The sequence below is a fragment of the Streptomyces sp. NPDC029292 genome, from assembly GCF_055569295.1.
In genome coordinates this window covers 219,242-245,524 of sequence record NZ_JBVHXR010000013.1, presented here as the reverse complement: position 1 = coordinate 245,524, position 26,283 = coordinate 219,242, and the positions used below count along the sequence as shown (strand labels likewise).

24 protein-coding genes and 2 pseudogenes are annotated in these 26,283 nt (G+C 69.2%); 7 read left to right on the top strand and 19 right to left on the bottom strand.

The window, feature by feature from the left end; translation table 11 throughout:
• Positions 1 to 83: 83 nt before the first annotated feature.
• Positions 84 to 137, bottom strand: a pseudogene (locus ACZ4WS_RS27620) (hypothetical protein); the annotation flags it as partial.
• 272 nt (positions 138 to 409) lie between these two features.
• On the opposite strand from ACZ4WS_RS27620, the gene ACZ4WS_RS27615 reads away from it, so the two are divergent.
• Together ACZ4WS_RS27615 and ACZ4WS_RS27610 are read left to right on the top strand one after the other, a co-directional pair.
• Positions 410 to 1,207: an SAM-dependent methyltransferase gene (locus ACZ4WS_RS27615; RefSeq protein ID WP_467984413.1), complete on the top strand. Its 798-nt coding sequence runs from the start codon at positions 410 to 412 to the stop codon at positions 1,205 to 1,207.
• A gap of 886 nt (positions 1,208 to 2,093) precedes the next feature.
• The gene (locus ACZ4WS_RS27610) at positions 2,094 to 2,666 is read left to right on the top strand and encodes a hypothetical protein (RefSeq protein WP_467984411.1); all 573 of its coding nucleotides are present in this window, start codon (positions 2,094 to 2,096) and stop codon (positions 2,664 to 2,666) included.
• Positions 2,667 to 2,698: 32 nt separating this feature from the next.
• Here ACZ4WS_RS27610 and ACZ4WS_RS27605 read toward each other — a convergent pair whose 3' ends face one another.
• The gene (locus ACZ4WS_RS27605; RefSeq protein WP_467984410.1) at positions 2,699 to 3,307 is read right to left on the bottom strand and encodes a TetR/AcrR family transcriptional regulator; all 609 of its coding nucleotides are present in this window, start codon (positions 3,305 to 3,307) and stop codon (positions 2,699 to 2,701) included.
• Between the two features lie 45 nt (positions 3,308 to 3,352).
• On the opposite strand from ACZ4WS_RS27605, the gene ACZ4WS_RS27600 reads away from it, so the two are divergent.
• Positions 3,353 to 3,754, top strand: coding sequence for a hypothetical protein (locus ACZ4WS_RS27600; protein WP_467984408.1), 402 nt, complete (start codon positions 3,353 to 3,355; stop codon positions 3,752 to 3,754).
• Between the two features lie 502 nt (positions 3,755 to 4,256).
• Here ACZ4WS_RS27600 and ACZ4WS_RS27595 read toward each other — a convergent pair.
• Positions 4,257 to 5,021 (bottom strand): YqjF family protein, encoded by a 765-nt coding sequence (locus tag ACZ4WS_RS27595; protein WP_467984407.1) that lies wholly within the window; start codon positions 5,019 to 5,021, stop codon positions 4,257 to 4,259.
• A gap of 369 nt (positions 5,022 to 5,390) precedes the next feature.
• Here ACZ4WS_RS27595 and ACZ4WS_RS27590 point away from each other — a divergent pair, with 369 nt between their 5' ends.
• Entirely contained in the window at positions 5,391 to 6,377 is a 987-nt protein-coding gene (locus tag ACZ4WS_RS27590; protein WP_467984405.1) for an alpha/beta fold hydrolase, read from the top strand.
• Positions 6,378 to 6,643: 266 nt separating this feature from the next.
• Here the strand turns inward: ACZ4WS_RS27590 and ACZ4WS_RS27585 are convergent, their stop codons facing one another.
• The 5 genes from ACZ4WS_RS27585 to ACZ4WS_RS27565 all read right to left on the bottom strand — a co-directional run bounded on the left by ACZ4WS_RS27585 (position 6,644) and on the right by ACZ4WS_RS27565 (position 12,501).
• Positions 6,644 to 7,138 carry a lamin tail domain-containing protein gene (locus tag ACZ4WS_RS27585; protein ID WP_467984404.1) on the bottom strand — a complete coding sequence of 165 codons (495 nt, stop codon included), beginning with the start codon at positions 7,136 to 7,138 and terminating at the stop codon, positions 6,644 to 6,646.
• Between the two features lie 186 nt (positions 7,139 to 7,324).
• Positions 7,325 to 10,699 carry a pyruvate carboxylase gene (locus ACZ4WS_RS27580; protein WP_467984402.1) on the bottom strand — a complete coding sequence of 1,125 codons (3,375 nt, stop codon included), beginning with the start codon at positions 10,697 to 10,699 and terminating at the stop codon, positions 7,325 to 7,327.
• Between the two features lie 78 nt (positions 10,700 to 10,777).
• Entirely contained in the window at positions 10,778 to 11,566 is a 789-nt protein-coding gene (locus ACZ4WS_RS27575) for a sulfite exporter TauE/SafE family protein (RefSeq protein ID WP_467984400.1), read from the bottom strand.
• Between the two features lie 87 nt (positions 11,567 to 11,653).
• A complete protein-coding gene (locus ACZ4WS_RS27570) occupies positions 11,654 to 11,806 on the bottom strand; it encodes a hypothetical protein (RefSeq protein ID WP_467984398.1) in 153 nt (50 codons plus the stop codon).
• Positions 11,803 to 12,501, bottom strand: coding sequence for a VOC family protein (locus ACZ4WS_RS27565; protein ID WP_467984396.1), 699 nt, complete (start codon positions 12,499 to 12,501; stop codon positions 11,803 to 11,805). Before ACZ4WS_RS27565 ends, ACZ4WS_RS27570 begins: the two co-directional genes overlap by 4 nt.
• Positions 12,502 to 12,701: 200 nt before the next feature.
• Between ACZ4WS_RS27565 and ACZ4WS_RS27560 the strand changes: the two genes are divergently transcribed.
• The 3 genes and pseudogenes from ACZ4WS_RS27560 to ACZ4WS_RS27550 all read left to right on the top strand — a co-directional run bounded on the left by ACZ4WS_RS27560 (position 12,702) and on the right by ACZ4WS_RS27550 (position 14,174).
• Positions 12,702 to 13,211, top strand: a complete 510-nt coding sequence (locus tag ACZ4WS_RS27560) for a DinB family protein (protein ID WP_467984394.1) — start codon at positions 12,702 to 12,704, stop codon at positions 13,209 to 13,211.
• A gap of 35 nt (positions 13,212 to 13,246) precedes the next feature.
• Positions 13,247 to 13,453, top strand: a pseudogene (locus tag ACZ4WS_RS27555) (IS982 family transposase); the annotation flags it as partial.
• Between the two features lie 328 nt (positions 13,454 to 13,781).
• On the top strand, positions 13,782 to 14,174 hold the full coding sequence (locus ACZ4WS_RS27550) for a VOC family protein (RefSeq protein WP_467984392.1): 393 nt from the start codon (positions 13,782 to 13,784) through the stop codon (positions 14,172 to 14,174).
• Between the two features lie 203 nt (positions 14,175 to 14,377).
• On the opposite strand, the gene ACZ4WS_RS27545 is transcribed toward ACZ4WS_RS27550, so the two are convergent.
• From ACZ4WS_RS27545 to ACZ4WS_RS27495, 11 genes are all read right to left on the bottom strand, one after another.
• Positions 14,378 to 15,199, bottom strand: coding sequence for a class I SAM-dependent methyltransferase (locus ACZ4WS_RS27545; RefSeq protein ID WP_467984391.1), 822 nt, complete (start codon positions 15,197 to 15,199; stop codon positions 14,378 to 14,380).
• Between the two features lie 426 nt (positions 15,200 to 15,625).
• Positions 15,626 to 17,509, bottom strand: a complete 1,884-nt coding sequence (locus ACZ4WS_RS27540) for a glycoside hydrolase family 15 protein (RefSeq protein ID WP_467984389.1) — start codon at positions 17,507 to 17,509, stop codon at positions 15,626 to 15,628.
• 162 nt (positions 17,510 to 17,671) lie between these two features.
• The gene (locus tag ACZ4WS_RS27535) at positions 17,672 to 17,983 is read right to left on the bottom strand and encodes a hypothetical protein (protein ID WP_467984388.1); all 312 of its coding nucleotides are present in this window, start codon (positions 17,981 to 17,983) and stop codon (positions 17,672 to 17,674) included.
• Complete coding sequence (locus ACZ4WS_RS27530) at positions 17,980 to 18,186, bottom strand: hypothetical protein (protein WP_467984386.1); 207 nt, start codon at positions 18,184 to 18,186, stop codon at positions 17,980 to 17,982. Before ACZ4WS_RS27530 ends, ACZ4WS_RS27535 begins: the two co-directional genes overlap by 4 nt.
• A gap of 110 nt (positions 18,187 to 18,296) precedes the next feature.
• Positions 18,297 to 18,698: a PPOX class F420-dependent oxidoreductase gene (locus ACZ4WS_RS27525; protein WP_467984384.1), complete on the bottom strand. Its 402-nt coding sequence runs from the start codon at positions 18,696 to 18,698 to the stop codon at positions 18,297 to 18,299.
• Between the two features lie 750 nt (positions 18,699 to 19,448).
• Positions 19,449 to 20,849, bottom strand: a complete 1,401-nt coding sequence (locus ACZ4WS_RS27520) for an FAD-dependent oxidoreductase (protein ID WP_467984382.1) — start codon at positions 20,847 to 20,849, stop codon at positions 19,449 to 19,451.
• 368 nt (positions 20,850 to 21,217) lie between these two features.
• Positions 21,218 to 21,883: a hypothetical protein gene (locus tag ACZ4WS_RS27515; protein WP_467984380.1), complete on the bottom strand. Its 666-nt coding sequence runs from the start codon at positions 21,881 to 21,883 to the stop codon at positions 21,218 to 21,220.
• 22 nt (positions 21,884 to 21,905) lie between these two features.
• A complete protein-coding gene (locus ACZ4WS_RS27510; RefSeq protein WP_467984378.1) occupies positions 21,906 to 23,207 on the bottom strand; it encodes an MAB_1171c family putative transporter in 1,302 nt (433 codons plus the stop codon).
• A gap of 202 nt (positions 23,208 to 23,409) precedes the next feature.
• The gene (locus tag ACZ4WS_RS27505; RefSeq protein ID WP_467984376.1) at positions 23,410 to 24,603 is read right to left on the bottom strand and encodes an MAB_1171c family putative transporter; all 1,194 of its coding nucleotides are present in this window, start codon (positions 24,601 to 24,603) and stop codon (positions 23,410 to 23,412) included.
• Between the two features lie 4 nt (positions 24,604 to 24,607).
• Positions 24,608 to 25,162, bottom strand: a complete 555-nt coding sequence (locus tag ACZ4WS_RS27500) for a toxin-antitoxin system, toxin component (protein WP_467984374.1) — start codon at positions 25,160 to 25,162, stop codon at positions 24,608 to 24,610.
• A 326-nt stretch (positions 25,163 to 25,488) separates the two neighbouring features.
• The gene (locus ACZ4WS_RS27495; protein WP_467984372.1) at positions 25,489 to 26,109 is read right to left on the bottom strand and encodes a hypothetical protein; all 621 of its coding nucleotides are present in this window, start codon (positions 26,107 to 26,109) and stop codon (positions 25,489 to 25,491) included.
• Positions 26,110 to 26,283: the final 174 nt, after the last annotated feature.

Below are 26,283 nucleotides of genomic sequence, written 5' to 3'. Positions count from 1 at the left end.
CCGGTGAGCATGCGAAGGACGAGCCGCCCCTCGCCCAGCGCCGGACCGCCCCACTCGGCAGGCTTCTCCTCGGCGGGCTTCGCCGGATGCAGGATCGCCTTCGCCACTATGAGGTCAGGCGCGCTGCCCTCAGCCACCCAGTCGGTGCCGTCCCACTCCTGGAACACCCGCGGCCCTTCGACTGGTCCCGGCCCTATTCACGCCGTCGCGCCCAGTCCTCCAGCGGCTCATCGTCCATCGCGCCATGCTGACGCGACCGCAGCCCACCGCACCAACTGGCTAGTCGCACCGCCCATGGCAGCGCCACTGGAGCGAGTAACTGCTGGCGTGCGCACGGTAGTTGATATGGGAAGCTGTCGTCAGCCGCTCGCGGGCAAGGGGGCCGTGCGGTGGTCGAAAGGAGAGCAGCGTGAGACAGGACGGCGTCGGCACCGAGGGGATAGACACCAGCAGGCCACATCCTGCGCGGATCTACGACTACCTGCTGGGCGGCAAGGACAACTACGAGGTGGACCGACAGGCCGGCGACCAACTCGCCGCTGCGGCACCCGAGGTGCGGATCGGCGTGCAGGCCAACCGCGCCTTCCTGCAGCGCGCCGTCCGTTACGTCGTCCGCAGCGGCGTCCGTCAGATCCTCGACGTCGGCACCGGGTTGCCCACCTCGCCGAACGTGCACGAGACCGCACAGGAGGTGGCCCCAGACGTGCGCGTCGCGTACGTCGACAACGATCCGATCGTGAAGGCGCACGGCGACGCGCTGCTCAGCCGCTTCGGCGCGACCAGCATCGTGCTCGGTGATGTGCGCAACTCGCGGGCCATCGTGGACCATCCCGACGTCCGCCGAGTCATCGACTTCGACGAGCCGGTTGCCCTGCTCCTCGTCGCCGTCCTCCACTTTCTCACCGACGCGGAGAAGCCCGATCAGGTCGTCGCCACCCTGCGCGACGCGCTCCCGGCCGGCAGCATCCTGGTGCTCTCGCACGCCACGGGTGACTTCGCTGATCGCAGCGCGGCCCAGGCCATCTATAACAGGGCCACCGCCACGCTGAACCTGCGGTCCCGCGCCGACGTCGAGCGGTTCTTCGACGGCTTCGAACTGATCGAGCCCGGCCTGGCCCAAGTCCCATTCTGGCGCCCGGACACCCCGCCGTCGGCAAGATCCGGCGAGATCGGCTTCTACGGGGGCGTGGCTCGCAAGGCCGGCTGAACGACAATCCCGCGCCGACCTGCACGGACGTATCGCACAGTCCGGCGCGATGCACTACCCTGTGGCGCGCGCGGCTCGAGGAGACGTCCACGCCGGTGGTGGTCGACCACCCGCTTCGGTTCACGGACCCGTGCGATCATGCGTGTCCATAGCGTGCGGAACCCCAGCAGCCCGGCGGCCGGGGTCCACCCCAACGAACACGGTGAACGTGGCATGGCCACCGCCGTCCTGGGCGCCCTCAGGAACTGAGGACACCACAACGGGGGAACCGCGGGACCATCAGCAGGCCGCCCGCATCGACCACTCTCGTACGCCCACGACTCCGGGCGCGCGCCCGGTCCGCGCCGCCGACACTCTCCAACCCGACGTCACCCTCATGGACATGGGCCGGCCGGACGTCGACCGCAATCAGTCCCTACGCCGCATCACCCGGCCCGACAGCCAGTCCGGGGCACCTCGCGCGGGCCGGGCGAACGGGGTCCCCCGCGGGCGCTGGTGCTGACCGCCTTCGACGGCGACGAATACGCTTACGGCCCCTCGCAACGCCTCGTACAGCTCTTCGACACCCGACCGGCCGTCACGGCCTACCCGGAAGAGGCCTCCTGTCTGATCTGACAGCACCACACCGTGCCGTACTGCCGCTGACCGGCCAGTAGCGTCACCCAGTCTCGACGTCTGGTCGATGAGCCCTCGGCGAGTTGAGCACGCACGTCACGAAGCGGTACGTGGTTGCACCTTGTTGACGCTGCGCTCGACGGCCACGGTTGCTATGAGCCGGTCACCTGACGCCCCGCTCCACCTGGGCTGTTCACCTCGGCTGGCGGCGGCGCGGCTGCCGTGGCAGGGTCGGCGTGCTCGTGAACGTGCTGTTGCTGAGGGAGAGTTCGTGGATACGCGAATCTGGAACGCGCTGGTCGAATCGATGAAGAACGCGTACACCACAGGCTTGGGCGAGGGAGCGGTGCCCCGCCCGGTCATCATGCCGCTGGTCCGCGGCGAGCTGGTGGGCCTGATCTGGGTACGCCCCATCAAGGCCGGCCAGGACGCACTCACCGGTATCGTCGAGCTCTCGAACATCGCCGCGGCGGCCGGCGCCGACGAAGTCGTCCTCGCCTGGGAAACCCACGACGTCACCACCGCCTGCGAGCTGCCGGTCGTCGGCCCGGCGCCCTGTCTGAACATGGTGCATGCCACGAAGGACGGCCACGTACTCCACCAGTTCCCCTACACGGAGCAGATCCTGACCCGCTCCCCCGAGGGCCGGGTCCCGGTCCAACCCCAGTGGCTTGCCACGCTTGAGCCACAGGTGGACGGCGAACTGGTCCCGCCGATCCAGGCCGCGGTCGACTACTCCTTCATTCCCCTCGAGCTGGACCACCCCTCCCCCTTCGGCGTCACGGTCGTCCTGATGGAAGAGGACGGCTACAGCGTGCGCCTGACCGAGGCGTTCGCCCGCTGACCGCCGGCCCGGAAGGCGGGCGCGCGATCCCCTCAGCCCTCAGGCACGCGCTCCTCACACTGGAGAAGCGCGTCCATCGTCGCCTCCAGGTACGCGGGGAACTCCGCACGCCCGGGCAGCACGGTCGGGGCGGAGTGGGCGAGCTGGGTGTGCCCCAGATAGAGGCTGTACGCCATCAACCCGCGCCGCCGCGCCTCGTTCTCGGCGAAGCCGAGCTCGGTGAAGAGACCGGTCAGGTAGTCGATCCGCCGCTCGGTCACCTGCCGCAGAGCGGCGGCGACCCGAGGGTGGTCGGTGCTGGCGAGCAGCGAGAGTTCGATCGGATCGGCAGTGGCCGGTTTGGTGACCTCGGTGAACAGTCTGCGCAGCCGCTTCTCCGGGTCCGGCTCGGTCTCCACCGCCGCGATGATCTCCTCGGTGTCGGCTTCGGCCCAGCGGGCGAGCGCAGCCTCGATCAGCGCCTCGCGGTTGGCGAAATGCCAGTAGAAGCTGCCTTTCGTGGCGCCGAGGCGGGCGGCCAGCGGCTCGACCGCGACCGCCGCCAGACCGCCACCCTCACCGATGGCGGCGAGGGCCGCTTCCGCCCAGTCACGGGCGGAGAGCCTGGCTTTCTTGATCTGCTGCCGTTGCACCATGACCATACGCTACCGTATGGTTTTCCATACGGTAGCGTATGGAGGTATGCGATGGCCAAGGACAAGCCCGTAGCAGTGGCGTTTCCCGAAGGCGCGCGGCTGATCAGGGAGGCCGTCGACCGGCCCGACTACCACGATGCGTACGCGATGGAACTGCACCCCGGGATGCCGCGCGATCCGGCGGCCTGGACCGGCATCCTGCGCGACGCCTTCCCGATCACGGCGCAGCAGGACGGCGAGGCGCTCATGAACGTGAGCACCGCCGGCCTCGACGCCTGGGCCTCGATCGTCATCGACGAGAAGCACGTCACCCTCTGCAGCTCCGTGAAGACGAACGCCCTGCGCTCCAGGTTCTACTGGGGCGCCGTAAAGAGGGTCCACCCCTTCATGGCCCGCGCCATGATGATCCGCACACACCGCAAGCTTGCTCGCGCCGCACAGAACGGCTCGTGACGGTGATTCATCTCGGGGCCCTACTCGACCTCAATCATTCATCCAGCGCTTCCACCGCCGGTCGTGACGCTTGTACCACCGAGAGGCTGACAGGCGACCCGTATCCAGGCGATTGAGAATCCGCCGGAGCCGGATTCCCTGAGAGTAAGGGGGCCGACTTGGGCGCCTACGGGGCTGTTGGAGCGGGCGGCGCGGGAGCGGGGCGTACGGACGGTGGTGGCGCCCGAGGGGACTCCAATGCCGTACCGCCTCGACTGGCCGACGACACAAGGCTGCGGGCTGATCTCGTCGCAACCGCGGTCGGCCGGCCGCGCGCCGGCGGCTGGCGCGGAGGCCACCGTCGACGCCCAACCACCCTGACCGGCCCCGATCCCCGAGGCCGCCGCAACGTGATTGTCTGCCCGCGGATTCCCTCCATCTTGCCGTGGGGGTTTCCCCCAGCGCGCCGACGCGCGCCGCTCGCCCCCGTCGACGTGGTCGTCGGTCAACGGTTTGCCGACTCTCAGGGGGTCGGGATGCCGCCCGGCCGGACCGGCCGCCCGAGCCGGACCGGCACACCCGGCGAGTACAGCACGCTGACCGGTTGGCCCAGCGGTGCGGGCACACCGGCGGCCGCGACGAGGTTCTCCTCGCACTCGATCAGCTTCGCGCGGTGCAGCGGCCAGCGCGGATGCTGGTTCGGGAGGTACCCGACGTCGCCGAGGAAGGCGTTGTGCATACCCCACCGCGCCGTCAGGAAGTGCTCCAACTCGGTTGGTTCCACAACGCGTTCGCCCTTGCGCAGGACGATGCGACTGTATGCGCCGCGTGGCCCGGGCCAGCGCCGTGAGCTGGTGTAGGTGATGACGTCGTCGACGGTACGGACGGTCATACGGGACCACACGTACGGCAGCCGGAAGCCGGCCCGTCCCATCAGCACGGGCACGAGCCGGGAGGCATCCATCGACCGGAAGACCACGCCGCGCCGACCGTGCGCGTCCACGGAGTACAGGCGCACGTTCGTCTCCGGGAACGTGCCCAGATAAGGCACTCCCGGCGACCGAAGCCAGCCCACCCGGTGCATCCGGAAGGCGACCAGGCCCACATAGCTCACCCCGCCGAGCACGTCGGGGACCGTGCCCTCCGGCAACAGCCCGGCGATGTCGCCCGGGTCGACCGCCCAGTGGACGAAGGCGAGATCGAGCCACTGCTGGGTGAGCAATGGCCGCTTCAGGACCGTGCGCGCGTCCGGGGTGACGGGCTCGGGTAGCCGTGGTGTGGTCGACACCGCGCCAGCATCCCAAACAGACGTGGGAAATTCTTCCTCGGGCGGATACACATGGCTCGTCGCGTCGTCGACGGTAGCGCCGGCTTGCGTGGGCCGACGATGGTGCAGCCGATGCCGGGACGGCCGGCAACCAGGCCAGAGCCAGGGCGGCGGGGCCTGCTCCCGTCTCCTGGGCGGCGGCGGTGAGTACCTCGATCACCGTGCGACCCCCAAAGAGCGGTTTGCCGAACTGGCAACATGAGTCGCGGTGGTTCGGCAGCGGCCGCAGGATCTCCGTAGGAGCCGACCCGCACCGGCATCGGCGGCCGTACCCGGGCGCCGGTGCACTCCTCGCACTACTCACCGGCAGTCAGGCAGACCGGAGGATTCATGTCGCAGCCCGCCCAGGTCACAGACGTGACGCATCGTCTGGTCCCCACTCCCGCGGGCCGGATCCACCTGGTGGAGCAGGGGGCCGGGCCGCTGGTCCTGCTGGTGCACGGCTTTCCTGAGTCCTGGTACTCGTGGCGTCACCAGCTGCCGGTGCTGGCCGCGGCCGGATACCGCGCGGTCGCCATCGACGTGCGCGGATACGGACGCTCCTCGAAACCCGAGGATGTGGCCGCGTACCGGATGCTCGATCTGGTCGGGGACAACGCTGCCGTAGTGCACGCCCTGGGCGAGCGGACCGCGGTGGTCGTCGGGCACGACTGGGGCGCGACCATCGCTGCGAACTCCGCCCTGGTCAGGCCCGATGTCTTCCGCGCGGTCGGCCTGTTGAGCATCCCCTACGCACCGCGCGGGGGATCGCGGCCCAGCGAGGTCTTCGCGGGAATGGGCGGGGAGGAGGAGTTCTACGTCCCCTACTTCCAGCAACCCGGCCGGGCCGAGTCCGAGATCGAACCAGACGTACGCGGCTGGCTCGCCGGTTTCTATGCCGCTCTCTCCGCGGGCACCATGCCCGCACCCGGCGCCCCCGACCCGCACTTCGTCAGCCCCGGCGGGACGCTGCGTGACCGGTTCCCCGCAGGCCGACTGCCCGCGTGGCTCAGCGAGGACGATCTCGACGTGTACGCCGGGGAGTTCGAGCGAACGGGGCTGAGCGGTGCACTGAACCGATACCGCAACATGGACCGGGACTGGGCAGACCTCGCCGACTTCGACGGCGCCCCCATCACCCAGCCGTCCCTGTTCCTCGGCGGAGCACTGGACGCCTCCACCACCTGGCTGGCCGACGCGATCGACGCCTTCCCGACCACCCTGCCCGGCCTGCGCTCCTCACACATCCTCGACGGCTGCGGCCACTGGATCCAGCAGGAGCGCCCCGAGGAGGTCAACCAGCACCTGACCGACTGGCTCGTCTCACTGCCCGCCTGATCGGTGATCCCGCCACCTGCCGCGGGCCCGGCCCACGGCAGGTGGCAACGGCGCGGTCACCGCCCACGCGGCATCCGACAGCTCAGGAACTGGGCCAGCCAGCCCTCACCCATGACGTCGATCGGCTCGGCGCGCAGGGAGCCACCGCCCGCGACGACCTTTCCTGCGGTGTCGGTCAGGGGCCCGAGCGCGCCCCCAGGCCTGTCCCGCTCACCCCACGAGCGGTGCGGCGGCGCCGATCAGTGCGACGGTCACGCCGATGTGGATCAGCCGTGATAGGTGATGTAACCGTTGCCGTCGGGGTCGTTGCCGGCCGCGGTGTAGGAGTGAGTGTCGGCGTGGGCACCGGAGGACTTGTAGAGGTAGATGGTGTCCTTGTCGTTGTTCCAGATGAAGTTGCAGTTCTGGCGGTAGACGACGTTGTTGGCGTCGGAGTCGGTGCCGTGGCCGCCCCGGAGCTTGATGTAGTCGCCGGGCTGAAGGTAGTGGTTCGCGGGGAAGGTGAACTTGTTGCCGATGGCGTCCTTGACCACGTAGCCCTTCAGGTTCACGGTCGTGCTACGCGAGTAGTTCTTGATCGTCAGGTACTCGTCCTTGGTATTGCCCGTGGAGCAGTTGTTGGAGTCCGTGCCCGGCGCGTTGTACTGGACGCCCTTTATTTTCAGCGCGGACGAATACTCGGTGGCCTGGGCCGGGACGGCAGCGACGGCCGCGAGCATCCCGGCAGCGGCGGCGACAGTCAGGACATGGCGTATGCGCATGAGGAATCCCCCCTCAGTGGTGCGAATGGAGCTCCAGGAGCATACCCAGCACGTGATGGTCAGGTGACAGCAATGTGTGGAAGAGGTGAAGGCGGGTCGCTGGGTGTTTGACATTGGGCGGCCAAGGCCAACTCCAGCCGGACTCCACGGATTTCCACCCGATCCATGACCGCCGCGAGCGACGGCCTACGCGATCTCGACCAGAAGGTCGCCGCCCTCCACCTGCTGGATCTTGTTGATGGCCAGCCGGGACACCTTTCCGGCCTTCGGGGCAGTGATCGCGGCCTCCATCTTCATCGCCTCGATGGTGGCCACCACGGCACCTGCCGCCACCTCGTCGCCCTCGGCCACCGCGAGCGTCACCACTCCGGCGAACGGCGCGGCCACATGGCCGGGGTTGGCCCGGTCGGCCTTCTCGGTCGACGGAATGTCGGAGGCCGCCGCGGTGTCGCGTACCTGAATCGGCCGCAGTTGGCCGTTCAGGGTGGACATCACCGTGCGCATGCCGCGTTCGTCGGCCTCGCCGACGGCCTGCAGTTCGATCAGGAGCCGTACGCCGGGCTCGAGGTCGACGGCGTACTCCTTCGCGGGGCGCAGCCCGTAGAAGAAGTCCTTGCTGTCCAGCACGCTGGTGTCGCCGTAGGTCTGACGGTGTGCTTCGTAGTCGCGCGTCGGTCCGGGGAACAGCAGGCCGTTGAGCGTCGCGCGACGGTCCTTCGCCAGTCCCGCACGGTCCTCCGAGGTCAGCTCCTGCATGGGCTTGGGATCGGCGCGGCCCGCCAGCGCCTTGGTGCGGAACGGCTCCGGCCACCCGCCGGGCGGATTGCCCAACTCACCGCGCAGGAAGCCGATGACGGAGTCGGGGATGTCGAACTTGTCCGGCGTCGCCTCGAAGTCCTCCGGCGTCACCCCGGCGCCGACCAGGTGCAGGGCCAGGTCGCCGACCACCTTGGACGACGGGGTGACCTTCACCAGGCGGCCGAGGATCCGGTCGGCGGCGGCGTACGTCGCCTCGATCTCCTCGAAGCGGTCGCCGAGGCCGAGCGCGATCGCCTGGGTGCGCAGGTTGGACAGCTGCCCGCCGGGGATTTCGTGGTGGTAGACACGCCCGGTCGGCGAGGCCAGGCCCGCCTCGAACGGCGCGTAGATCTTGCGGACGCTCTCCCAGTACGGCTCCAGGTCCCCGACCGCCTTCAGGTCAAGGCCGGTCGGCCGATCGGAGTAGTCGGTCGCGGCCACGATCGCCGACAGCGACGGTTGCGACGTGGTGCCCGCCATGGACGCCACCGCGCCGTCCACCGCGTCCGCGCCGGCCTGGATCGCGGCGAGGTAGGTGGCGAGCTGGCCTCCCGCGGTGTCATGGGTGTGGACGTGCACCGGCAGGTCGAACTCGCGGCGCAGGGCCGATACGAGGGTCGCGGCGGCCGGGGCACGGAGCAGCCCCGCCATGTCCTTGACGGCCAGGACGTGGGCGCCGGCGGCCACGATCTGTTCGGCCAGCCGGAGGTAGTAGTCCAGGGTGTACAGCCGCTCGGACGGGTCGGACAGGTCGGAGGTGTAGCAGAGCGCGACCTCGGCGATCGCCGTTCCGGTCTGCCGTACGGCGTCGATGGCGGGCCGCATCTGCTCGACGTCGTTGAGAGCGTCGAAGATGCGGAAGATGTCGATGCCGGTGGCCGCCGCCTCCTGCACGAAGGCGTCGGTCACCTCGGTCGGGTACGGCGTGTAGCCCACGGTGTTGCGGCCGCGCAGCAGCATCTGCAGGCAGATGTTGGGCACGGATTCGCGGAGTGCGGCCAGCCGCTCCCAGGGGTCCTCCGCGAGAAAGCGCAGTGCGACGTCGTACGTGGCACCGCCCCAGCACTCCAGGGACAGCAGTTGCGGCAGCGTCCGCGCCACCACGGGGGCGACGGCGAGCATGTCCTTGGTGCGGACCCGGGTGGCAAGCAGCGACTGGTGGGCGTCCCGGAACGTGGTGTCGGTGACGCCGATGGTCGGCGCCTCGCGCAGCCATCGGGCGAAGCCCTCCGGGCCGAGTTGTTCGAGCCGCTGCCGGGAGCCGGCGGGCGGTTCGGTGGCGGGCACGGGCGGCAGTTTGGTGGACGGGTCGATGAGGTCGGGACGCTCGCCGTGGGGCTTGTTCACCGTCACGTCGGCGAGGTAGGTGAGCAGCTTCGTGCCGCGGTCGGCGGAGTGCCGTGCAGTGAGCAGGTGCGGCCGCTCCTCGATGAACGACGTCGTGACCTGTCCGGCCTGGAAGTCCGGGTCGTCGAGGACGGCTTGCAGGAAGGGGATGTTCGTGGCCACGCCGCGGATGCGGAACTCGGCCACGGCACGCCGGGCGCGGCCGATCGCGGTCTTGAAGTCCCGCCCCCGGCAGGTGAGTTTGACCAGCATCGAGTCGAAGTGCGCGCTGATCTCGGTACCTGCGTGGGTGGTGCCGCCGTCCAGCCGGATGCCCGACCCGCCCGGCGAGCGGTAGGCGCTGATCCTGCCGGTGTCCGGCCGGAAGCCGTTGGCCGGGTCCTCGGTGGTGATCCGGCACTGCAGTGCGGCGCCGCGCAAGGTGACGGTCTCCTGCGCGAGGCCGAGGTCGGCCAGCGTCTCGCCGGCGGCGATCCGCAGCTGCGCCTGCACGAGGTCGACGTCGGTGACTTCCTCGGTCACCGTGTGCTCGACCTGGATGCGCGGGTTCATCTCGATGAAGACGTGGTTCCCGTCGCGGTCGAGCAGGAACTCCACGGTGCCCGCGTTGCGGTAGCCGATCTCCCGGGCGAACCGCACGGCGTCGGCACAGATCCGCTCACGCAGCGCCGGGTCCAGGTTCGGGGCGGGCGCCAGCTCGATCACCTTCTGGTGGCGGCGCTGCACCGAGCAGTCACGCTCGAAGAGGTGGATGACATGGCCGTGCCCGTCGGCGAGGATCTGCACCTCGATGTGGCGGGGGTCGATGACGGCCTTCTCCAGGAAGACGGTTGAATCGCCGAACGCGGACGCGGCCTCGCGCGCCGCCGCCTCAATGGACTCGCGCAGCAGGGCGGGGTCCTCGACGCGGCGCATGCCGCGTCCTCCGCCACCGGCGACCGCCTTGACGAACACGGGAAAGCCGATGTCCTCAGCGGCACGGACCAGTTCGTCCACGTCGTCGGAGGGCGCAGAGGAGCCGAGCACCGGTACGCCGGCCGCGCGCGCAGCGGCCACCGCGCGCGCCTTGTTCCCGGTCAGCTCGAGCGTTTCCGCACTCGGTCCTACGAACGTGATGCCTGCCTCTTCGCAGGCGCGGGCCAGGTCGGGGTTCTCGGACAGGAACCCGTATCCCGGGTAGACCGCGTCCGCACCGGCCCGCAGCGCCGCGCGGACGATCTCCTCGACGGAGAGGTAGGCCCGCACCGGATGCCCGGGCTGGCCGATCTCGTACGCCTCGTCGGCCTTCAGCCGGTGCAGTGAGTTGCGGTCCTCGTGCGGGAAGACGGCGACGGTTCGCGCGCCCAGCTCATAGCCGGCACGGAACGCGCGAATCGCGATCTCACCACGGTTGGCGACCAGCACCTTGCGGAACATTCTTGATCCCTTCAGCCTGCCGGTGACGCGACCCATGGTGTCGGTGTCGCCCCCGCAGCGCCATGTGAGCCGGGCCACTCAGCCGGTGGCATCCCGCCACAGACTCCAGGCCAGCCCGAGTCCGGCGAGGGCGATCGCGACCCGCAGCGGCGTCTCGGGCAGCCGCCGAACGACCGCCGGCCCCATCCAGGCACCCGCGAAGCAGCCGACGCCGAGCACGGCGGCCGCGCTCCAGTCGACCGGGGCGAGGAAGGCGTAGGCAAGGGCCGCGGTGACATTGGCGGCGCCGGTGGCGATGTTCTTGACGGCGTTGGTCACCGGCAGCGGCTCCGTCGCGGACAGTGAGAGCACGGCCAGCATCAGTACGCCCGCCGCCGCGCCGAAGTAACCGCCGTACAGGCCGACCAGCAGGACCGCGCAGGCAACGGGGAGTCGGCGCACGAAGGTCGAGTCCGCGTTGCGCTTCGTGGTCAGGCGCCGCAAGGGTTCGCGCGCCAGGATCAGTACCGAGCCGAGGGCAATGAGCCACGGTACGACCAGTTCGAAGGTCGAGGACGGTGTGCCGAGCAGCAGGGCCGCGCCGATCGCCCCGCCCAGCGCCGCCGTGACCGCGAGACGGACGAGACGCCCGCGCTGCCCGCGCAGTTCCGCCCGGGATCCGGCGGCGCTTCCCACGGTGTTGGAGAAGAGGGCCACGGTATTGGTGACGTTGGCCGCCACGGGCGGAAGGCCGACGGCGAGCAGCGCGGGGTAACTGAACAGCGAGGCCAGACCTGCGACCGAACCGGCGAGCCCGGAAGCGACCCCTGCCGCGAGGAGCAACAACGCCGGACCGAGCCCCGACTGACCGGCGATCAGTTCTCTCACGTGACCCTCTTACTCCCGTACGACGCCCTGGTACACCTCAACAACCGTTCCATACTAGGAACAGCATCCACATGGGGAGACACCGGCTCAGTCGACGAACGGCAGGGGAGGTCGCGCCCTCAGCGGGGTGGTGGCTCCCACGACAGCCCCGTTGCGGACCAGGTCGACTGCCCTGTTGAGCACGGTGACCGCGTCGTCGCCCGAGTCGGGCTTGCGGCAGGCGACGGCTGCTCGTTTCACGGGCGGCCGGCGGCTGGCCCAGTCCAGCCGGCCACGCCGACACACGCCTCGTTCCCCTCGGGGTCGGCCAGCACCCAGTTCGACGGCGCGTCGGCATCATTCACCAGACGGCCGCCGGCAGCGAGCGCCGCGGCTATCCGCGCCTCGGCCTGGTCGTATGGCACCCAGACGTCGACATGGACCCGGTTGCGCTGCGGGCGCGGTGCGTCCATCTGCTGGAAGTAGAACGGTGCCCCGCGGCGGTGCGGGTCGATCAGGTCTTCGCAGCTGTTCGCGCGGTCCTGGTAGCCGAGCAGGGCACGCCAGAAGGGCACCACGTCGGGACCGGCGAGGGCGTCGACAGTGACCTGGACGGTCTGCACGGTGGACGGGTCGGCTGGGATGTCCAGCGTGCGCGCCACTGCCGAAATCTGCCGGGCCAGCTCGATATGCCGCTCGGTCAGCCCGTAGTAGTCGTCCATGATCGTGATCAGCCGAATGGTCACGCCCTCGTGCCGCAGGTCGACGTCCGGGTGACCGTCCCCAACGCCCGGCAACTCGCTGATCGCCTGCACGAGCCGGGCGCCGACCGTGAACGACCCGGTGCGGAAGTACGCGCACGCCCCCTCGCCCAGCACACGCCAGTCCTCCAGGCCCACGGTCTCGTGGAACTGCTGCGGCCTGATGCGCTCGATCTTGCCCTCTACATATGTCATGCGCTCAACGTAGCGGGCAGGTCCGACAACTCCCTTCGGCCATTCAGTACTTCGGAACTACTCGTCAAGATATTGATTCCAAGGGGGAGCCACGGCGGCGGGTGACCATGAAGGTCCGTTCCGGTTGGCGGCCGTACCTGGGGCAACCGGTGAGAGTAGATACTGTCCCTGAACACAGGCACGGGCGAGGAGCACGAGCAATGACCATCGACAATCGCATAGGTCCGCCCAACTTCGGCAGCGAACGCGACATGCTGCGGACCTTTCTCGACTACCACCGAGCGACCCTCGCCATGAAGTGCGACGGGCTCACCGATGAGGAGCTGCGGCAGCAGTCGATGCCGCCGTCGACGCTTTCGCTGCTCGGCCTGGTGCGGCACATGGCGGAGGTGGAACGTGCCTGGTTCCGCCGGGTGTTCGAGGACAACGATGCGCCTATGGTCTGGTCCGACAAGATCGACTTCCAGGCGGCGTACGACGCGAGCGCGTCGACAAGGGCCGAGGCGTTCGCGGCTTGGCAGGCGGAGGTCGAGAACTCGCGCCGCATCGAGCAGGAGGCCGAGTCCCTGGACTTGTCCGGGTATCAGCCAAGATGGGGCGAGGACGTGTCGCTGCGGATGGTGATGGTGCACATGCTCCTGGAATACGGCCGCCACAACGGGCACGCTGACTTCCTGCGTGAGGGTGTCGACGGGACCGTAGGCGCCTGAGTCGCTACCCCCGTAGGGGCCACCGATCTCCAAAGATCGCCGACAAGAACTACTTCGGCCGCGAGTTCGAACAGCAGCTGGTCGAACTGAACATCCGGCTGCTGCGGCCGGCCCGCAAGGGCGAGGCCGAAGGGCCCGGAGCGCAGCTGTTCAGGCCGCTGCGGCAGGTCATCGAGTCGGTCAACGAGACCTTCAAGGGCCAGCTCGACCTCGAACGCCACCGCGGCCGCACCCCCGACGGCTGCGGAATCTCCGGCTCATCCGAATCCCGAAGACTTCTCGCACCCGACGAAGAAGCGCTCGACGCCTTGGCGTTCTCACCGGACCGACGCCCCCTCGCTATCGGCACGGGAGGCATGGTGCAGCGGTGGAACATCTCCACCCGCACTCCCGTCAGCGCACCCCTCACCGCCATCATCGGCACAGTCCGCACCGTTGTCGGCGGTCGGCGGTCGGCGGTCGGCGCGATGCCGCGCGCAGGCCTGCCCGCGATAGACATCGTGGCCGTACAGGATGCGCGGGCGCCATTCCGGTGGCGGGGTGGGGCGCCGCTCAGACATGATCGCGCGCATGGCCTCAATGGTGACGAACATAGCGATCGACTGTGCGAATGCCTACCAACTGGCCCGGTTCTGGAGTGAGGTGACCGGAAGTCCCCTGGACCCCGATGACGAGCCGGGTGATGACGAAACCGAGATCATGTTGCCCGGCGGCCCGGCCCTGCACTTCAACGAGGTTCCGGAGCCCAAGTCGGTCAAGAACAGGCTCCATCTGTGCCTGCGCCCCGACACCTCGCGGGACGCGGAGGTCGAGCGCCTGCTGAGTCTGGGAGCCTCCCTGGTCGCCGATCGTCGCAAGCCCGACGGCTGGGGCTGGGTCGTTCTCGCCGACCCGGAGGGCAACGAGTTCTGCATGTTGCTCGCCGAGTCGGAGCGGGCCGCAATGTCCTCGCCGTCCGGATGACCTCAGCCCTCCCCCGACCCAAGTGTCAGCTCAGTGACTACCGTGGCTGACACAGTGAGCTGAGGTGTCGGTGGGTGGTCCCCGCGCTCTCACCGGCTGGCACGCGCTGCCACCCTGCGTACATTCCCGGACAGGCGGAACACTCCGAGCGGAACTGGTCCGGTCCGCCTGCTCATCCGGTAGCCATTGCGGTTTCCGGGCGGTCACGCGAGGGCTGGCTTGCGGGCCAGTTCGTAGGCGAAGCTGACCGTTTCGGTGAGGCGGTCGTTGGCCGTGTGGCGGCTGAGTTCGGCGGTGAGGTCGGCGTCGAACTCGGCGGCGCGGTCCGCCAGTAACGAAGGCGGCAGGAAGGATGTCGACCGGATGTGCCCGGCGAGTTCACGGATCGTCCAGTGGTGCTCGACGGAGAACTCGTGGCGTCCGGTGGGCTCGAACCCGGCACGGGACAACACTTCGTGGTCAGGGTCCCGCCTCCTTGGCTGGTCCCAGCCGGGCGGAACGCGGCCGGACGCGCCAAGGGCGTTCTGCCATGTGCGCAGCACGCTGTCGAGCGCCCGCTGCCAGTCCTGGGGGCCTGCCCACGGAGAGGTCGACCAGCACAGCGCTAGGCAGCCGCCGGGCTTGAGCCAAGCGTAGGCACGCTCGGCGACCAGGGCGCGGCGGAGCCGGTGGAAGGCATTGCCGATGACGATCAGCTCGAAGCTGCCTGGCCCGGCGTGCAGATCCTCGGCGTTGGCGGTGACCGTCCGGATGTGGGCTGCGCCGACGGCGATGGCCTTGGCGCGGACCACCTCGGTCATGCCGGGTTCGGCGTCCACGGACCATACCTCCGCGAACCAGCCGCGCAGCGGGAAGGCGAGCTGGCCGGTGCCGCATGCCAGGTCGAGCAGGCGCCCGCACCCTGACCGGGCTACCCGGCATGCGAGGTCGGCGATCATCGCGTCGGGATAGGGAAGCCGGAACCGGTCGTAGTATCCGGCGGTGCCCCGGTACAGATCAGGCTCGAACCCAACCTCGCTGGCCATGCGACCACCATCGCACAGGGCAGCCTTGCCCCAGGAACGCGGCGGGACGGAGCCACCCTGACGCGGGAGGCCAACTTCTGCGGTGCGGCCACTCTCCAACACGGCAACAGGACGCGTTTGCGGAGAAGTTGGCCGCGTGCCGCGCCTGGACTTCGGCCAGGGCGTCGTTCAGCGGGCCGGCGGCGGTGGGAAGGCCGACAGCAGCCAGCGCGTGGAGGCGGCGATGACGGGCGAGAGCGGGGCTTTGGCGCGGCCGGTGCCGATGTCATGCGTGGTGCACGGCGGCGGGAGCCGGGGGCGGGTCGGCGGGGGCGTCCAGCGTGGACGTGGAAGGGGTGCGGCCGGGCGGTGGCCGTCCGCCCTGGCCAGGTGGACCTGCTGCGACGGGGCGGAAGTGAGCCCTGCGCCGGTGGGTTCTGCGCGGTGTCAGCCGAGCATGCGGTCGAGATTGAAGGCCGCGCTGATCAGGGCGAGGTGGGTGAAGGCCTGAGGGAAGTTTCCGCGCTGTTCGCCGGTGTGGCCGATCTCCTCCGCGTACAGGCCGAGATGGTTGGCGTAGGTGAGCATCTTCTCGAAGGCGAGGCGGGCTTCGTCCAGCCGGCCTGCGCGGGTCAGTGCTTCGACGTACCAGAACGAGCAGATCGAGAAGGTGCCTTCCTCGCCCTTCAGGCCGTCGGGGCTGGCCTGGGGGTCGTAGCGGTAGACCAGGGAGTCGGAGACCAGGTCCTCGCCCAGTGCGTCCAGGGTGGCGAGCCATTTCGGGTCGGTCGGGGAGATGAATTTCGCGAGCGGCATCATCAGCAGGGAGGCGTCCAGGATGCTGCTGTCCTCGTACTGGGTGAAGGCGTGACGTTCGGCGGACCAGCCGTGGCGCATGATCCGCCGGTAGATGGCGTCCCGGGCGGTGCCCCAGCGGACCATGTCGGCGGGCAGGCCGCGGTGCTGGGCCAGCCGCATGGCGCGTTCGATCGCCACCCAGCACATCAGCCGGGAGTAGAGGAACGTCTTGCGGCCTCCGCGAGTCTCCCAGACTCCCTCGTCGGGCTGGTTCCAGTGGTCGCACACCCAGTCGACGAGTTCGCTGATGTTGTCCCAGTGCGCGCTGGAGATGGGTTTGCCCCATTTGTCGTAGAGGTAGAGGGAGTCGACGAGTGCCCCGTAGATGTCGAGCTGGAGCTGGTCGACGGCGGCGTTGCCGATGCGTACGGGTGCTGAGCCGCGGTAGCCCTCGAGGTGGGTCAGTTCACGTTCGGGCAGGTCACGGCGCCCGTCGATGCCGTACATGATCTGCAGGGGGCCGGTGGAGTGGGGCGCCTGGGTTGCGTTGAGCCGGACGTGCTCGGAGAGGAAACCCATGAAGGCTTCGGCCTCGTCGGTGAATCCGAGCCTGAGCATCGCGTACACGCAAAAGGCGGCGTCGCGGATCCACACGTAGCGGTAGTCCCAATTGCGTTCGCCGCCGATCTGTTCGGGCAGGCTGGTGGTCGGGGCGGCGATGATGGCGCCGGTGGGGGCGTAGGTGAGCAGTTTCAGGGTGAGGGCGGAGCGGTGAACCATCTCCCGCCAGCGGCCGCGGTAGCGCGACTGGGACAGCCAGCGCCGCCAGTAGCAGACGGTGGCGTTGAATTGCTTTTCCGCCTCGGACACGGCGCAGAAGCGTGGTGCGACGTCGCCGCCGACGCGGTCGATGGTGAAGACGGCGGATTCGCCCTCGTGCAGTTTGAACAGCGACCATACGTCCTGGCCGGCGACCTCGAAGGGCACGGTGGACGTCAGCGCGAGCCTGATCGTGGACGAGGCGAAGACGGCCTGGCCGGGCTGCGTGTGCACGGTGTGGGGCGCGGTCCCGTACTCGAAGCGGGGGGCGACGCGTGCGCGGAAGGGCAGCGTTCCGCGGACGCACACCACGCGGCGGATCAGACGGTGCCGGTCGGCCTCCCGAGAGTCGTCGACGACCGGCATGAAGTCCTGGATCTCGCCGACCCCGTCGTCCGCGAAGAAGCGGGTGATCAGCACATTGGTGTCGGGGAAGTAGAACTGTTTTGTGCGTGCCGGGACGTCGGCGGCGAGCTCGAAGGATCCGCCTCGGTCGGCGTCGAGGATCGAGGCGAAGACGCTGGGTGCGTCGAAGCGTGGGCAGCAGTACCAGTCGATGGTGCCGTTCGTACCGACCAGGGCCGCGCTGCGCAGGTCGCCGATCAGGCCGTGCTCGGCGATCGGCAGGTAGCGGGGTGTGTCCGCGCCGCCAGGCTCGCCGGGACTGTTCCACGCCCCGTCGTTCGCTCTGGCCTCAGGAGTCACGTCAGCCATGCCGGCCTCCTTTGGGCTGTCGCCCGAGCGGCCCCCTGGTCTCCAGGCTAGCGAGTCATCGGAGCCTGGACTTCCGGGAGCGGCCGCGCCGGGACGGCGGCCATCAGACAGGGCCCCAGATCCTGGGGTGTGTCAGTGCCGTGGATGTGATCCTTTCCGGCTCTACAGGTCGAGGACCGCACGGAGTGCGTTGTCGACGAGGGCCTGCTGTTCGGGGCCGATGTTGCCGTGTGGGGTGGCGGCGTCGAAGCGGGACGCCGCGAGCTGGACCAGGTTGACTGCGACGACCGAGGCGTCGATGGGGGAGGTCAGGCGCACGCTCATCGCGGTGTCGGGGTGCACGGCTGGGGCATGCAGGACCAGGGCGACCACGGCACCGTACGCATCGGCGAGCCCGTCGAGGCTGACGACGAGCACCGTGCGGGTGCCCTTGCCGGTGTCGACGTCCCACACGTCGCCCTTGCGTAGCGTCACAGAGCGTCGCCCTCGCCGTGCAGGTCGAGAGGCTCGGTGGCGGCATCGAGGGACTCGATGGCGGCGAGCTGTCGGGCGGCGTCGATCGTCATCTGGCGCCGCACCGCCTTCACGATGTACTCGTTCAGCGAAGGGGCGCCGGCTGCGGCGGCGCGCAGCGGCTTGTCCATGCTGTCGGGTATCCGCACGGTGATGGCACTCATGCCACCAAATGTAGTGGCAGCGATGCCATCATCACAGCCCCCGTTGCGCATCTCAGATCTCCAGTGGCGGGGCGAGGCGGCACGGCCGCCGCCCCTGGACATCGCGATCATTAGCCGCGGGGGCTGCTGATCCGTTCGGGTTCGATCACATAGATCACCCGGACTTGGTCGCGGCCGCCGAACCACGGGTAGGGTCCACCGAGATACTTCTGCGCGAGCGCCTCGATGTGGTCGACCGCCCCCTCGGTGGTCACACGCACCACACGGCCGCGGATCTGGACGTAGGAGGCCGGTTCCGAGGGATCGGCGACTGCCACGGCCACCCGCGGGTCGCGCGCGATGTTTCGGGTCTTTTGATGCGACTCAACGCTGTTGATCAGGACGTGCTCGCCGTCGGTATCGACCCATGTCTGGGTGAGCTGGGGCGAGCCGTCGGGCATCGTTGTAGCGATGTAGCAGGTGCTGGGGCGGCGCAGCAGCGCCACCACGTCCTCGCCGAGGGGTACGGGCACCGGGGTTCTCCAGGGGTCGGTTCGGTGGGTTGCTGGGGCAACGGTAGCCACGGCAGGGAACCCGGCCCTCCCCCGCCTCTGAAACCGTCGATCACCGGCTTGTATAGATCCAGAACGGTCGCCCGGAGCGGCAGCTTCTTGTGTGGCTCCGGCCATGCCGAATCCAGTGCCTTCCGCACCGTCCGCCACATCACTCCGTGCTTGCGCTCAAGCTTTCGCATCGACATGCCGCCGCGATGGTCACGCCGGATCGCCGCGTACAGCTTGACCTTCGACATCGGCGGCATGACCAGCGCCTTTCACCAAAAGCATCCCGATGCTGCCCTGGCAAGAGGCCCGGTGACTCCCAAACTCATCAACACCACCCGTCCGTGGAACGGGGGGTGCCTCCCAAATTCATCGTCAGGCGACGTCACTACTGCTCGATAAAGCCATGAGAGCGACGATCCAAGCCCAGGCCCATCAGGTGGCGAACAATTACCGGAGCGTGAGAGAAGCGGACTACCGCTCCTCTCTGTCCGGCCCCCGGCCTCGCATCCCCTGTATGGGCCAGTGCCAGGCGGCACCACCCGCTGGAACAGCACCCCCAGGCCGTCGGCATCGCCAACCGCTGCACAGACGCCAACTCCTATAGCCCGCCCGGCCCAGCCCTGGCCCTTCGGCGAGAAGTGGGGCCGATTCCCGCTCTCAGTTCATGGCAGGAGAGCGCCAACTGGAGCCAACCCACGCTGTCCTCCGACGGAAACGGGTTCAGGTCGTGGCAGCTTTGCGCTCGTGCTCCGTCAGTGGCGGGCCTTCCAGAAGAGGTCGTTTCCGGCCGAGGTAGACGAGGGCGAGCATGTCGGGCATGAGCAGCCGGGCAGGCGGGCTTTCCATGCTCATCACGTCCAGGAGGATGCGTAGGGCGTGGGGGTTGCGTGAGCCGGCGTCGACGGCTTTGTCGACGAATGCGGCGAGGGTCTTTTCGAGCCGGGTGGGGGGCTGGTCGCTGGCGCCCGGGTAGAACACGTCCTGGCCCACGGCCAGGCTCCAGGCGTTCTCGACTGGGCGTGCCGCGGCTTTCTGGATGCGTCGGGCCGTGCCGGGGGTGTACAGGTCCTGCTGTTGCAGGATGCGGCGCAGGGCGATGACGCTCTGTGCGGCGGCGCTCAGCCCGTGGCCGTAGACGGGGTTGTAGCCGGCGACGGCGTCGCCGAGGACGATGAAGCCGTCGGGCCAGCGGGTGGCTTTCTCGTAGTAACGCCGCTTGTTGGCCGTGCTGTGGGTGGTGATGACGTCGGTTTCGGGTTCGGCTTCCGCAAGCAGTTCGCCGATGATGGGGTGCGGCAGTGTGAGGGCGAAGGGGAGGAAGTCGTCGTTGTTGCTGCTGGGCTGCCCGCCGCGGGTTCCGGCGAGCGTCACGAGCCATCGGCCGCCTTCTATGGGGGTGATGATGCCGCCGCGGCCGGGGACTTGGCGGGGGTCGGCCTGGACGTTGACGATGGGGAAGCCGTCTGCGGTGCTGCCAGGAGCGCGGTATGTCCGGCTGGCGTAGCCGATACCGGCGTCGACCGTGCGTTCGTGGATCGGTGGGAGCCCGAGGTCCTTCAGCCAGGCGGGGGCGCGGCTGGCCCGGCCGCTGGCGTCGATCACGAGGTCGGCTGGGATGGATGTTTCGGATTGTTCCTTGCGTATGTGGACGCCGGTCACGCGGTCTGCGTTGCCCTGCAGGGCGAGCGTTTCGGTCTGTTGCAGGAGGGTGATGCGTTGGTCCTGCAGGACTCTGGTGCGGATCACGGAGTCGAGGAGGTCGCGGCTGCACAGGAGGTTCGTGTGGCGGGCGTGGGTGAATCTGCGGAACCACTGGCCCGACGGGGCCTTGGACACCAGGTCGGTCATGATGCGCGGTGTGTGGGCGCCGCGGTCGACGAGCCGGCCGATGATGCCGGGCAGGAGGTCCTCGAGGGCTTTTACGCCGCCGGACCACAGCACATGGGCGTGGCGGCCCTGCGGCAGTCCCTTGCGGGGCTGTGGGCCGTCGGGCAGCACGTCGCGTTCAATGATCCGAACGTCTGCGAAGTCGGCGAGCACGGCTGCGGCGAGCATGCCCGTCATACCCCCTCCGATGACCACCGCGGTGCGGCGGGAGGCAGTTCTGGCAGACGACGACATAGGGTGCACTCTTTTCGTTGCGGGGAGAGAGCAGACGGCGGGCGTTGCTCAGGCGTATGCCGCAGCGCAAGATGCGCGGCGGGGGCACTTGGGGTGGCCGACTGGTCGGCGCGCAGCCGGGTCACTGGATGTAGGGGGATGCCGGGGTGGCGCGGCCAGGGCGTGTTCGTCCAGCACGCCTTCTGCGGGGCGTGGCCAGGGAACACGGGCAGGGAGACCGCGCGTGGTCCGATCGCACGGGAGGCGATGGCCGAGTCTGGCTGGTGCTCATGTCGCCCACGTTGTTGACCTCTCCCCCGGGCGCACCGTGCCGCCGCCCCCTTCCTTCGCCTGCCTGGTCGTACCTGCCCGGAAGCCGACACGGCGTCCTATTGTTCAGTGCGAGATGCGGAGTTGGCGACCGCGCTGTGCGCGTCAGTCAGCGGCGGGCAGGCCCGTGGCCGCAGTGGCCGTGCCCGGTGGCTGCGGGAGGAGGCGGCCCTCGACGGACGGCGCAGGGAGCGGACCCTGATCTGGGCCACCATGCTGAACGCGACTCCCCTGGTGCTGTGCTGAGCGGTGGTCAGTACCCAGGACGACTCCGGCGGGCGGGCGATCACCTGTTGTGCGCGCCGCGCGAGCCCGGGGGCAGCCTGTCCTGTCCCGGCCGGCGTTCGGAGCAGTGCCCGCGCGGGCAGGGCGGCGGCAGACATGCCCTGCCCGTGGGCGGGGTGGTAGGTGGCCGCCGCGTCGCCGACCACAACAAGCCCTTCGAGCATCCTGCCGAGAGCGGCAAACCAGTCCACCATGCGGCAGTGGCGGCCGCCGGCGTCGACAACGAGGCCCGCGTCGATGCGCCATTCCCGCCCGTCACGGGAGGCGACCCGCACCCCGGTGACATGGCCGTGGTGGCCCTGAGGAACTCCTTCGCGCGGCTGGGCCCGGGACGGCAGGGCATCGCACTCCACCATCGTCATCCCGTCAGCGAAGGGGACCGCGGCGGCGGCAGCGAGCATGCCGGACAGGCCTCCCCCGATCATTCCTGCGCGGCGCATACGGCGAGCTCCTCCCCTTACGTCAGTCATGGCTGGTGGCCACCTGCGTGGCGGCCTGCCGCCGTGCCTTGTCCACGATCGGCGACGAGGACAGCGCCCGCGACAGACGCACCATCAGGTGCGGTTTCGAGATGGACTGCAACGTCCCCGCTCTCGCCGGTACTTCGGCGCTGCCGGTGTAGGACACCCGCACCCGGGCCGCGGCCAGCATCGCCGCTTCTGCCACCACCGCGGCCTGGTGTACGACGTGCTGGGGCGCGCTGTCACCCGCGGACGCCGACGGCGCTCGCGGCTCCGGACGGAACCGCTGCGTGGCCGCACCGGCTGTCAGCCGCAGGAGCGATCGCACACCCGAGGTGTCATCGGCGGCGAGTGATGCCACAGCCTCGGCGTACGCCGTCATGCGCACCTGGTCGTCGAGATAGGGCGAGCAGGCCAGAACACCGTCCCAGATGGCGATCTCCTGTCGTGCCAGGCGTACGACGGGCGGATCCCACCAGCGGATGATCCCCTCCGTCGGCGCGCGCAGCGCCTGCAGTTCCGCCCACAGGGGTTTCAGGAGCCGGTAGCGCCTCCAGGCGCGCAGGTTGTCGACCGTCGGCGGCCCGATGCGGGGGATGGCGAAGCCGCAGGCGCAGGTGATGCCGGCGAGCATGACCAGCGGAGGGGAAACGTCGGTGGAGAGGAAGTCCCAGTCGGCGCCCTCCCAGCGGGCCGCCATGGCCGTGTACTTGGCGATCTGGTAGCCCGCGTCGAACGTCAGGCCGACGACGAGCAGGACCAGGCCGGTACGGGTCACGCCGTGCACCTCCCGCAGCCAGCTCACGCTCATGACGGCGAGGGCGACGGTGGCGGCCGTGTGCGCGACCATGTACAGCAGGATCATTTCGCGCATGTAGGGCGTGTTGGCGTAGTACGTGTCCAGGTCCTGGGCCCGTTCCACGGGTACGTCGGCCAGGGCGAACAGGACCCAGATGCCGGCGATCACCAGCCCGTAGACGCCCAGGACGAGCCGGGCGGAGTGCTGTTGGGTCTCCGGCGGCCCGCCCTTCCAGCTGATCATCAGGATGAGGTAGCCCGCACTGAGCGCCGTCATGCCCGTGTACACCAGCGGGGCACTGAAGTTCGCGACGCCGGTCGCGTCATTGACGTACCGGATCGTGGGCGGGGCGGACAGGACGCACACGGCGGAGCCGACCAGCAGGATCGCGCTGCTCGAGGCGATGAGGGAATCCCGCCAGACTCCCGTGCCCCCTGACAGCTTCAGTCCGGCGACCAGCAGGAGAAGAACGCCGGGGATGTAGAAGACGATACCGCTGGCCACTAGATCGGCCCGCCTTCCGGGGAGTTGCCCGGGTTCTGTCGCCTGGGCGGGCGCGGGCCTGGTGGACGCGGTGGCATGGGGGCCGGTGCGGGCACGGCGGCAGAGCAGACGCGGCTGCCGCCCGCTCGCCGGGGCAGCCCTAATCGAGGCCGGCCGCGAGGGACGGGCCTGCGCCGGGGCACGCCGTGGGGGGCGGAGGGGCTCATAGCGGGGTTCTTTCGTGATCTGGCGCTGCTGCGGTCGCTGCAGCGGCACGGGCTGCCCCGACGATGGGGGACGTACGCAACGCACGTGCCACACCCACCAAGGTGGCGCGCGCCGCGAGGCCCGCAGAGTGGTCAGGTACGTCGGTTTCGGCGGACGCGCCGTTGGAGTGGGCGCGGACAGCAGCAGCGATCATCGCCGCGAGGCCGATGCGGAACGCGTCCTCGGTGCCGTGGCCCGCGGCCCGAGCCGCTGTCTGCGCGTGGGAGCGGACCTGGTCATCGAGATACGGGCGAACGAGGTTCAGCCCGTCCTGGATGCCGGCCTCACGCTGGGTGAGCCGCACGGAGTACGACGAATACCAGGGGATCGAGGCGGCGAGCGGACTGCCGGGGGAAGCACTGCTGAGTTCACGCCACAGCGGGCCGAGCCGCCTCCAGGTCACCACGGCGTGCCAGAGCGCGACCAGCCGCGGCCCGACCAGCGGCACCATGAAGCCGACGGTGGCCACGGTGGCGGCCAGGCCCACGAGGCGGGGCGCCAGGATGGTGCTCAGTACGTCCCAGTCCCGGCCGGTCCACCGCGCCGCCACCGCGGTCAGTTTCAGGGTGCTGAACGACAAGTTGAGCAGCCAGCCGGCCACCAGGAGCCACAACCCGGCCCGCAGCCATCCGCGGACCCGTAGCGCCCAGCGCCAGCACAGCGTCGTGGTGGCCACCGCGGCCGTCATGTGGCCGAGCAGGTACAGGGCGATCATCTGCCCGGTCCAGGGCGTGGTGGCGTAGTACGTGTCGAGATCCGTACGCCGCTCGATGGGGGCATCCCCCACCATGAACAGGATGATCAACAGGTTGATCAGGACGGTGTAGCCGATCTGCCAGCGCCGCGCGAGACGGCGCACGGAGTCGGCCGGCCCGCCGCGCCAGTGAAGGATCAGCAGCAGGCAGGAGGCGCTGTACGCGCTGACGATGACGTAGTCCAGTGGAGCGGCGAGGTTGGGGATGCCGCTTGCTCTGTTCACGGCGGCAACGGTGGGCGGGGCGGCGAAGATGAATCCGGCGCCCCCCAGAAAGATCACCCAGCAGACCGACCGGACCAGCGGATCACGCCAGGTTCGTACCAAATCGGGCAGTTTTGCCGCCAGGCCGGCCCACAGGGCCAGCGCGGGTATGTAGTAGGGCGCGGAGTTCACGGGCTCAGACCTGGGACCGGCGGTGTCCCAGTGAGGCGCCGATCCGGCCGGCGATCTGGGTCCGGTCCGTGGAGAGGCTTCCGGGTTCCCCTTCCAGCCAGATCCGCAGGTGCGTCACCGCCCGCAGGGCGAAGGTCTCGGCGTCCCGCTCCGAGCGCTCATGGAACTCGGTACGTGCGGCCACGGCCCTCACCGCCTGCTGCAGATCGGCCCGGTCGCTCAGCACCCGTGCGGCAACGGAGACACCCGCGGCGTGGTGACCGCAGTCGCCCGTGATCATGTGCCAGATCTCGTGACACAGGATCGCCAACTGGTGGACAGGAGCTGCCCGCTTGTCGACGAGGATGAGGTCGTGCTCCGGCATGTCGAGCCACAGGCCCGTGGCGGTGCGGTGCGGGAACTCTTCCTTGAGGAGGATGACCTGACGGCCCCTGATCTCGGAGACCATGGCGATCAGCGCGGTGAACAGTGCGTCAGGGTCCGCGGGAACGGGCAGGCTCAGCCCGTCGACCAGCCGGCCGATCAGGTTCCGCATCTCCTTGGCTTTGCCTGTGCGCACCGCTCTCCCCGCGAACCTCGGTGTGTTGCGCCGGGCCCACAAACCACCGGCACGGGCTCGAGCACGCTCAACTCCGCGCGCAAATATGTCAAAGCAGGTACCCCGTCGGCCACACCAGGCTCTGCGGAGTGCAACAAGCTGAGGGGGGCCGAAGTACCGATCAAGCCGGATACGCGCCGGTCTGGACCTGGCGCGTTCGATGCGCTCGCGACGCGTTCCAGCCCGATCGCAAGGCACCCGCCGGTGACGGCGGTCACCAGGACGCGCAGCGCGAACATCCCGCCTCGGACGGCACCGTGCCTGCATACGGCGGGGTGCTCCCGCCATCAGTGCGACTCGGTATGGGAACTGTCCGTTCCTGAGCCCTGTACATCCTGCGCGCTTCTGCGCCGCAGGATGGTATCGATCCAGTCAGTCAGCAACTGGAGGTCATCTTCGGCCAGTTGAGGTGCGCGCGCCGCCAGCTTCCGCAGCCCGTGCGTGTTGCGCAGCCGAGCCATCGGATCGGCGGCGGCCTGGCGCTCCAGCTGATGCAGGATGGGCTGGAGGGCGTTGCCTACCGAGGTCTCCGGTTCTACCGAGAGCCAGCCGTTGGGCTGGCCGAAGAAGAACTTCTCGATGCCGGCCTGGGTGGATGCCAGTGGGCCACCGGAGCGGGCCGGGCGCGGCTCCGCTGTCCGCTGCAGGGGCATCCGCTCCTGGTTGCGGTTCTTCCGGCTGTTGACGAGATTCGACAGAGAGGCCCGGGAGGCTCCGTAGGAGGCAGCGATCTCGTCATAGGAGTGCCGGGTCCCGTCGGGGCGCAGGCGTGTCTCGCGCAGGTGGACGATGCGGCGGATGATCCGGTCGGTGATGTCTTCCGCGGGGGGCTCCTCGCCGTCCAGGAGCATCTTGATGACGTCTTGCGGGACACCGCTTTCGTTCGAGAGCTGTTCCACGTCGAGCACATTGTCACGGCTGCGCCCGTCCCCGAGGAGGGAGTCGATGTGGCTCAGGGTCTCGGCGAGCGCATGGCGCTGATCTCTCACCGGCGGTCTCCTGAAGTCAGGTGGGGGGCGCGAACTACGAGTTGATGTCCGAGACGATAGCCGCTGTCCTGGCGGGCCAGCCAGAGCAAGAGA

What these genes read in the sequence shown, in the direction of transcription:
- ACZ4WS_RS27605 (WP_467984410.1), bottom strand. Translation starts at nt 3,307, where the DNA reads ATGGTCATGGTGCAACGGCAGCAGATCAAGAAAGCCAGGCTCTCCGCC.
- ACZ4WS_RS27600 (WP_467984408.1), top strand. Translation starts at nt 3,353, where the DNA reads ATGGCCAAGGACAAGCCCGTAGCAGTGGCGTTTCCCGAAGGCGCGCGG.
- ACZ4WS_RS27590 (WP_467984405.1), top strand. Translation starts at nt 5,391, where the DNA reads ATGTCGCAGCCCGCCCAGGTCACAGACGTGACGCATCGTCTGGTCCCC.
- ACZ4WS_RS27585 (WP_467984404.1), bottom strand. Translation starts at nt 7,138, where the DNA reads ATGCGCATACGCCATGTCCTGACTGTCGCCGCCGCTGCCGGGATGCTC.
- ACZ4WS_RS27580 (WP_467984402.1), bottom strand. Translation starts at nt 10,699, where the DNA reads ATGTTCCGCAAGGTGCTGGTCGCCAACCGTGGTGAGATCGCGATTCGC.
- ACZ4WS_RS27565 (WP_467984396.1), bottom strand. Translation starts at nt 12,501, where the DNA reads ATGACATATGTAGAGGGCAAGATCGAGCGCATCAGGCCGCAGCAGTTC.
- ACZ4WS_RS27560 (WP_467984394.1), top strand. Translation starts at nt 12,702, where the DNA reads ATGACCATCGACAATCGCATAGGTCCGCCCAACTTCGGCAGCGAACGC.
- ACZ4WS_RS27550 (WP_467984392.1), top strand. Translation starts at nt 13,782, where the DNA reads ATGGCCTCAATGGTGACGAACATAGCGATCGACTGTGCGAATGCCTAC.
- ACZ4WS_RS27545 (WP_467984391.1), bottom strand. Translation starts at nt 15,199, where the DNA reads ATGGCCAGCGAGGTTGGGTTCGAGCCTGATCTGTACCGGGGCACCGCC.
- ACZ4WS_RS27540 (WP_467984389.1), bottom strand. Translation starts at nt 17,509, where the DNA reads ATGGCTGACGTGACTCCTGAGGCCAGAGCGAACGACGGGGCGTGGAAC.
- ACZ4WS_RS27530 (WP_467984386.1), bottom strand. Translation starts at nt 18,186, where the DNA reads ATGAGTGCCATCACCGTGCGGATACCCGACAGCATGGACAAGCCGCTG.
- ACZ4WS_RS27520 (WP_467984382.1), bottom strand. Translation starts at nt 20,849, where the DNA reads ATGTCGTCGTCTGCCAGAACTGCCTCCCGCCGCACCGCGGTGGTCATC.
- ACZ4WS_RS27515 (WP_467984380.1), bottom strand. Translation starts at nt 21,883, where the DNA reads ATGCGCCGCGCAGGAATGATCGGGGGAGGCCTGTCCGGCATGCTCGCT.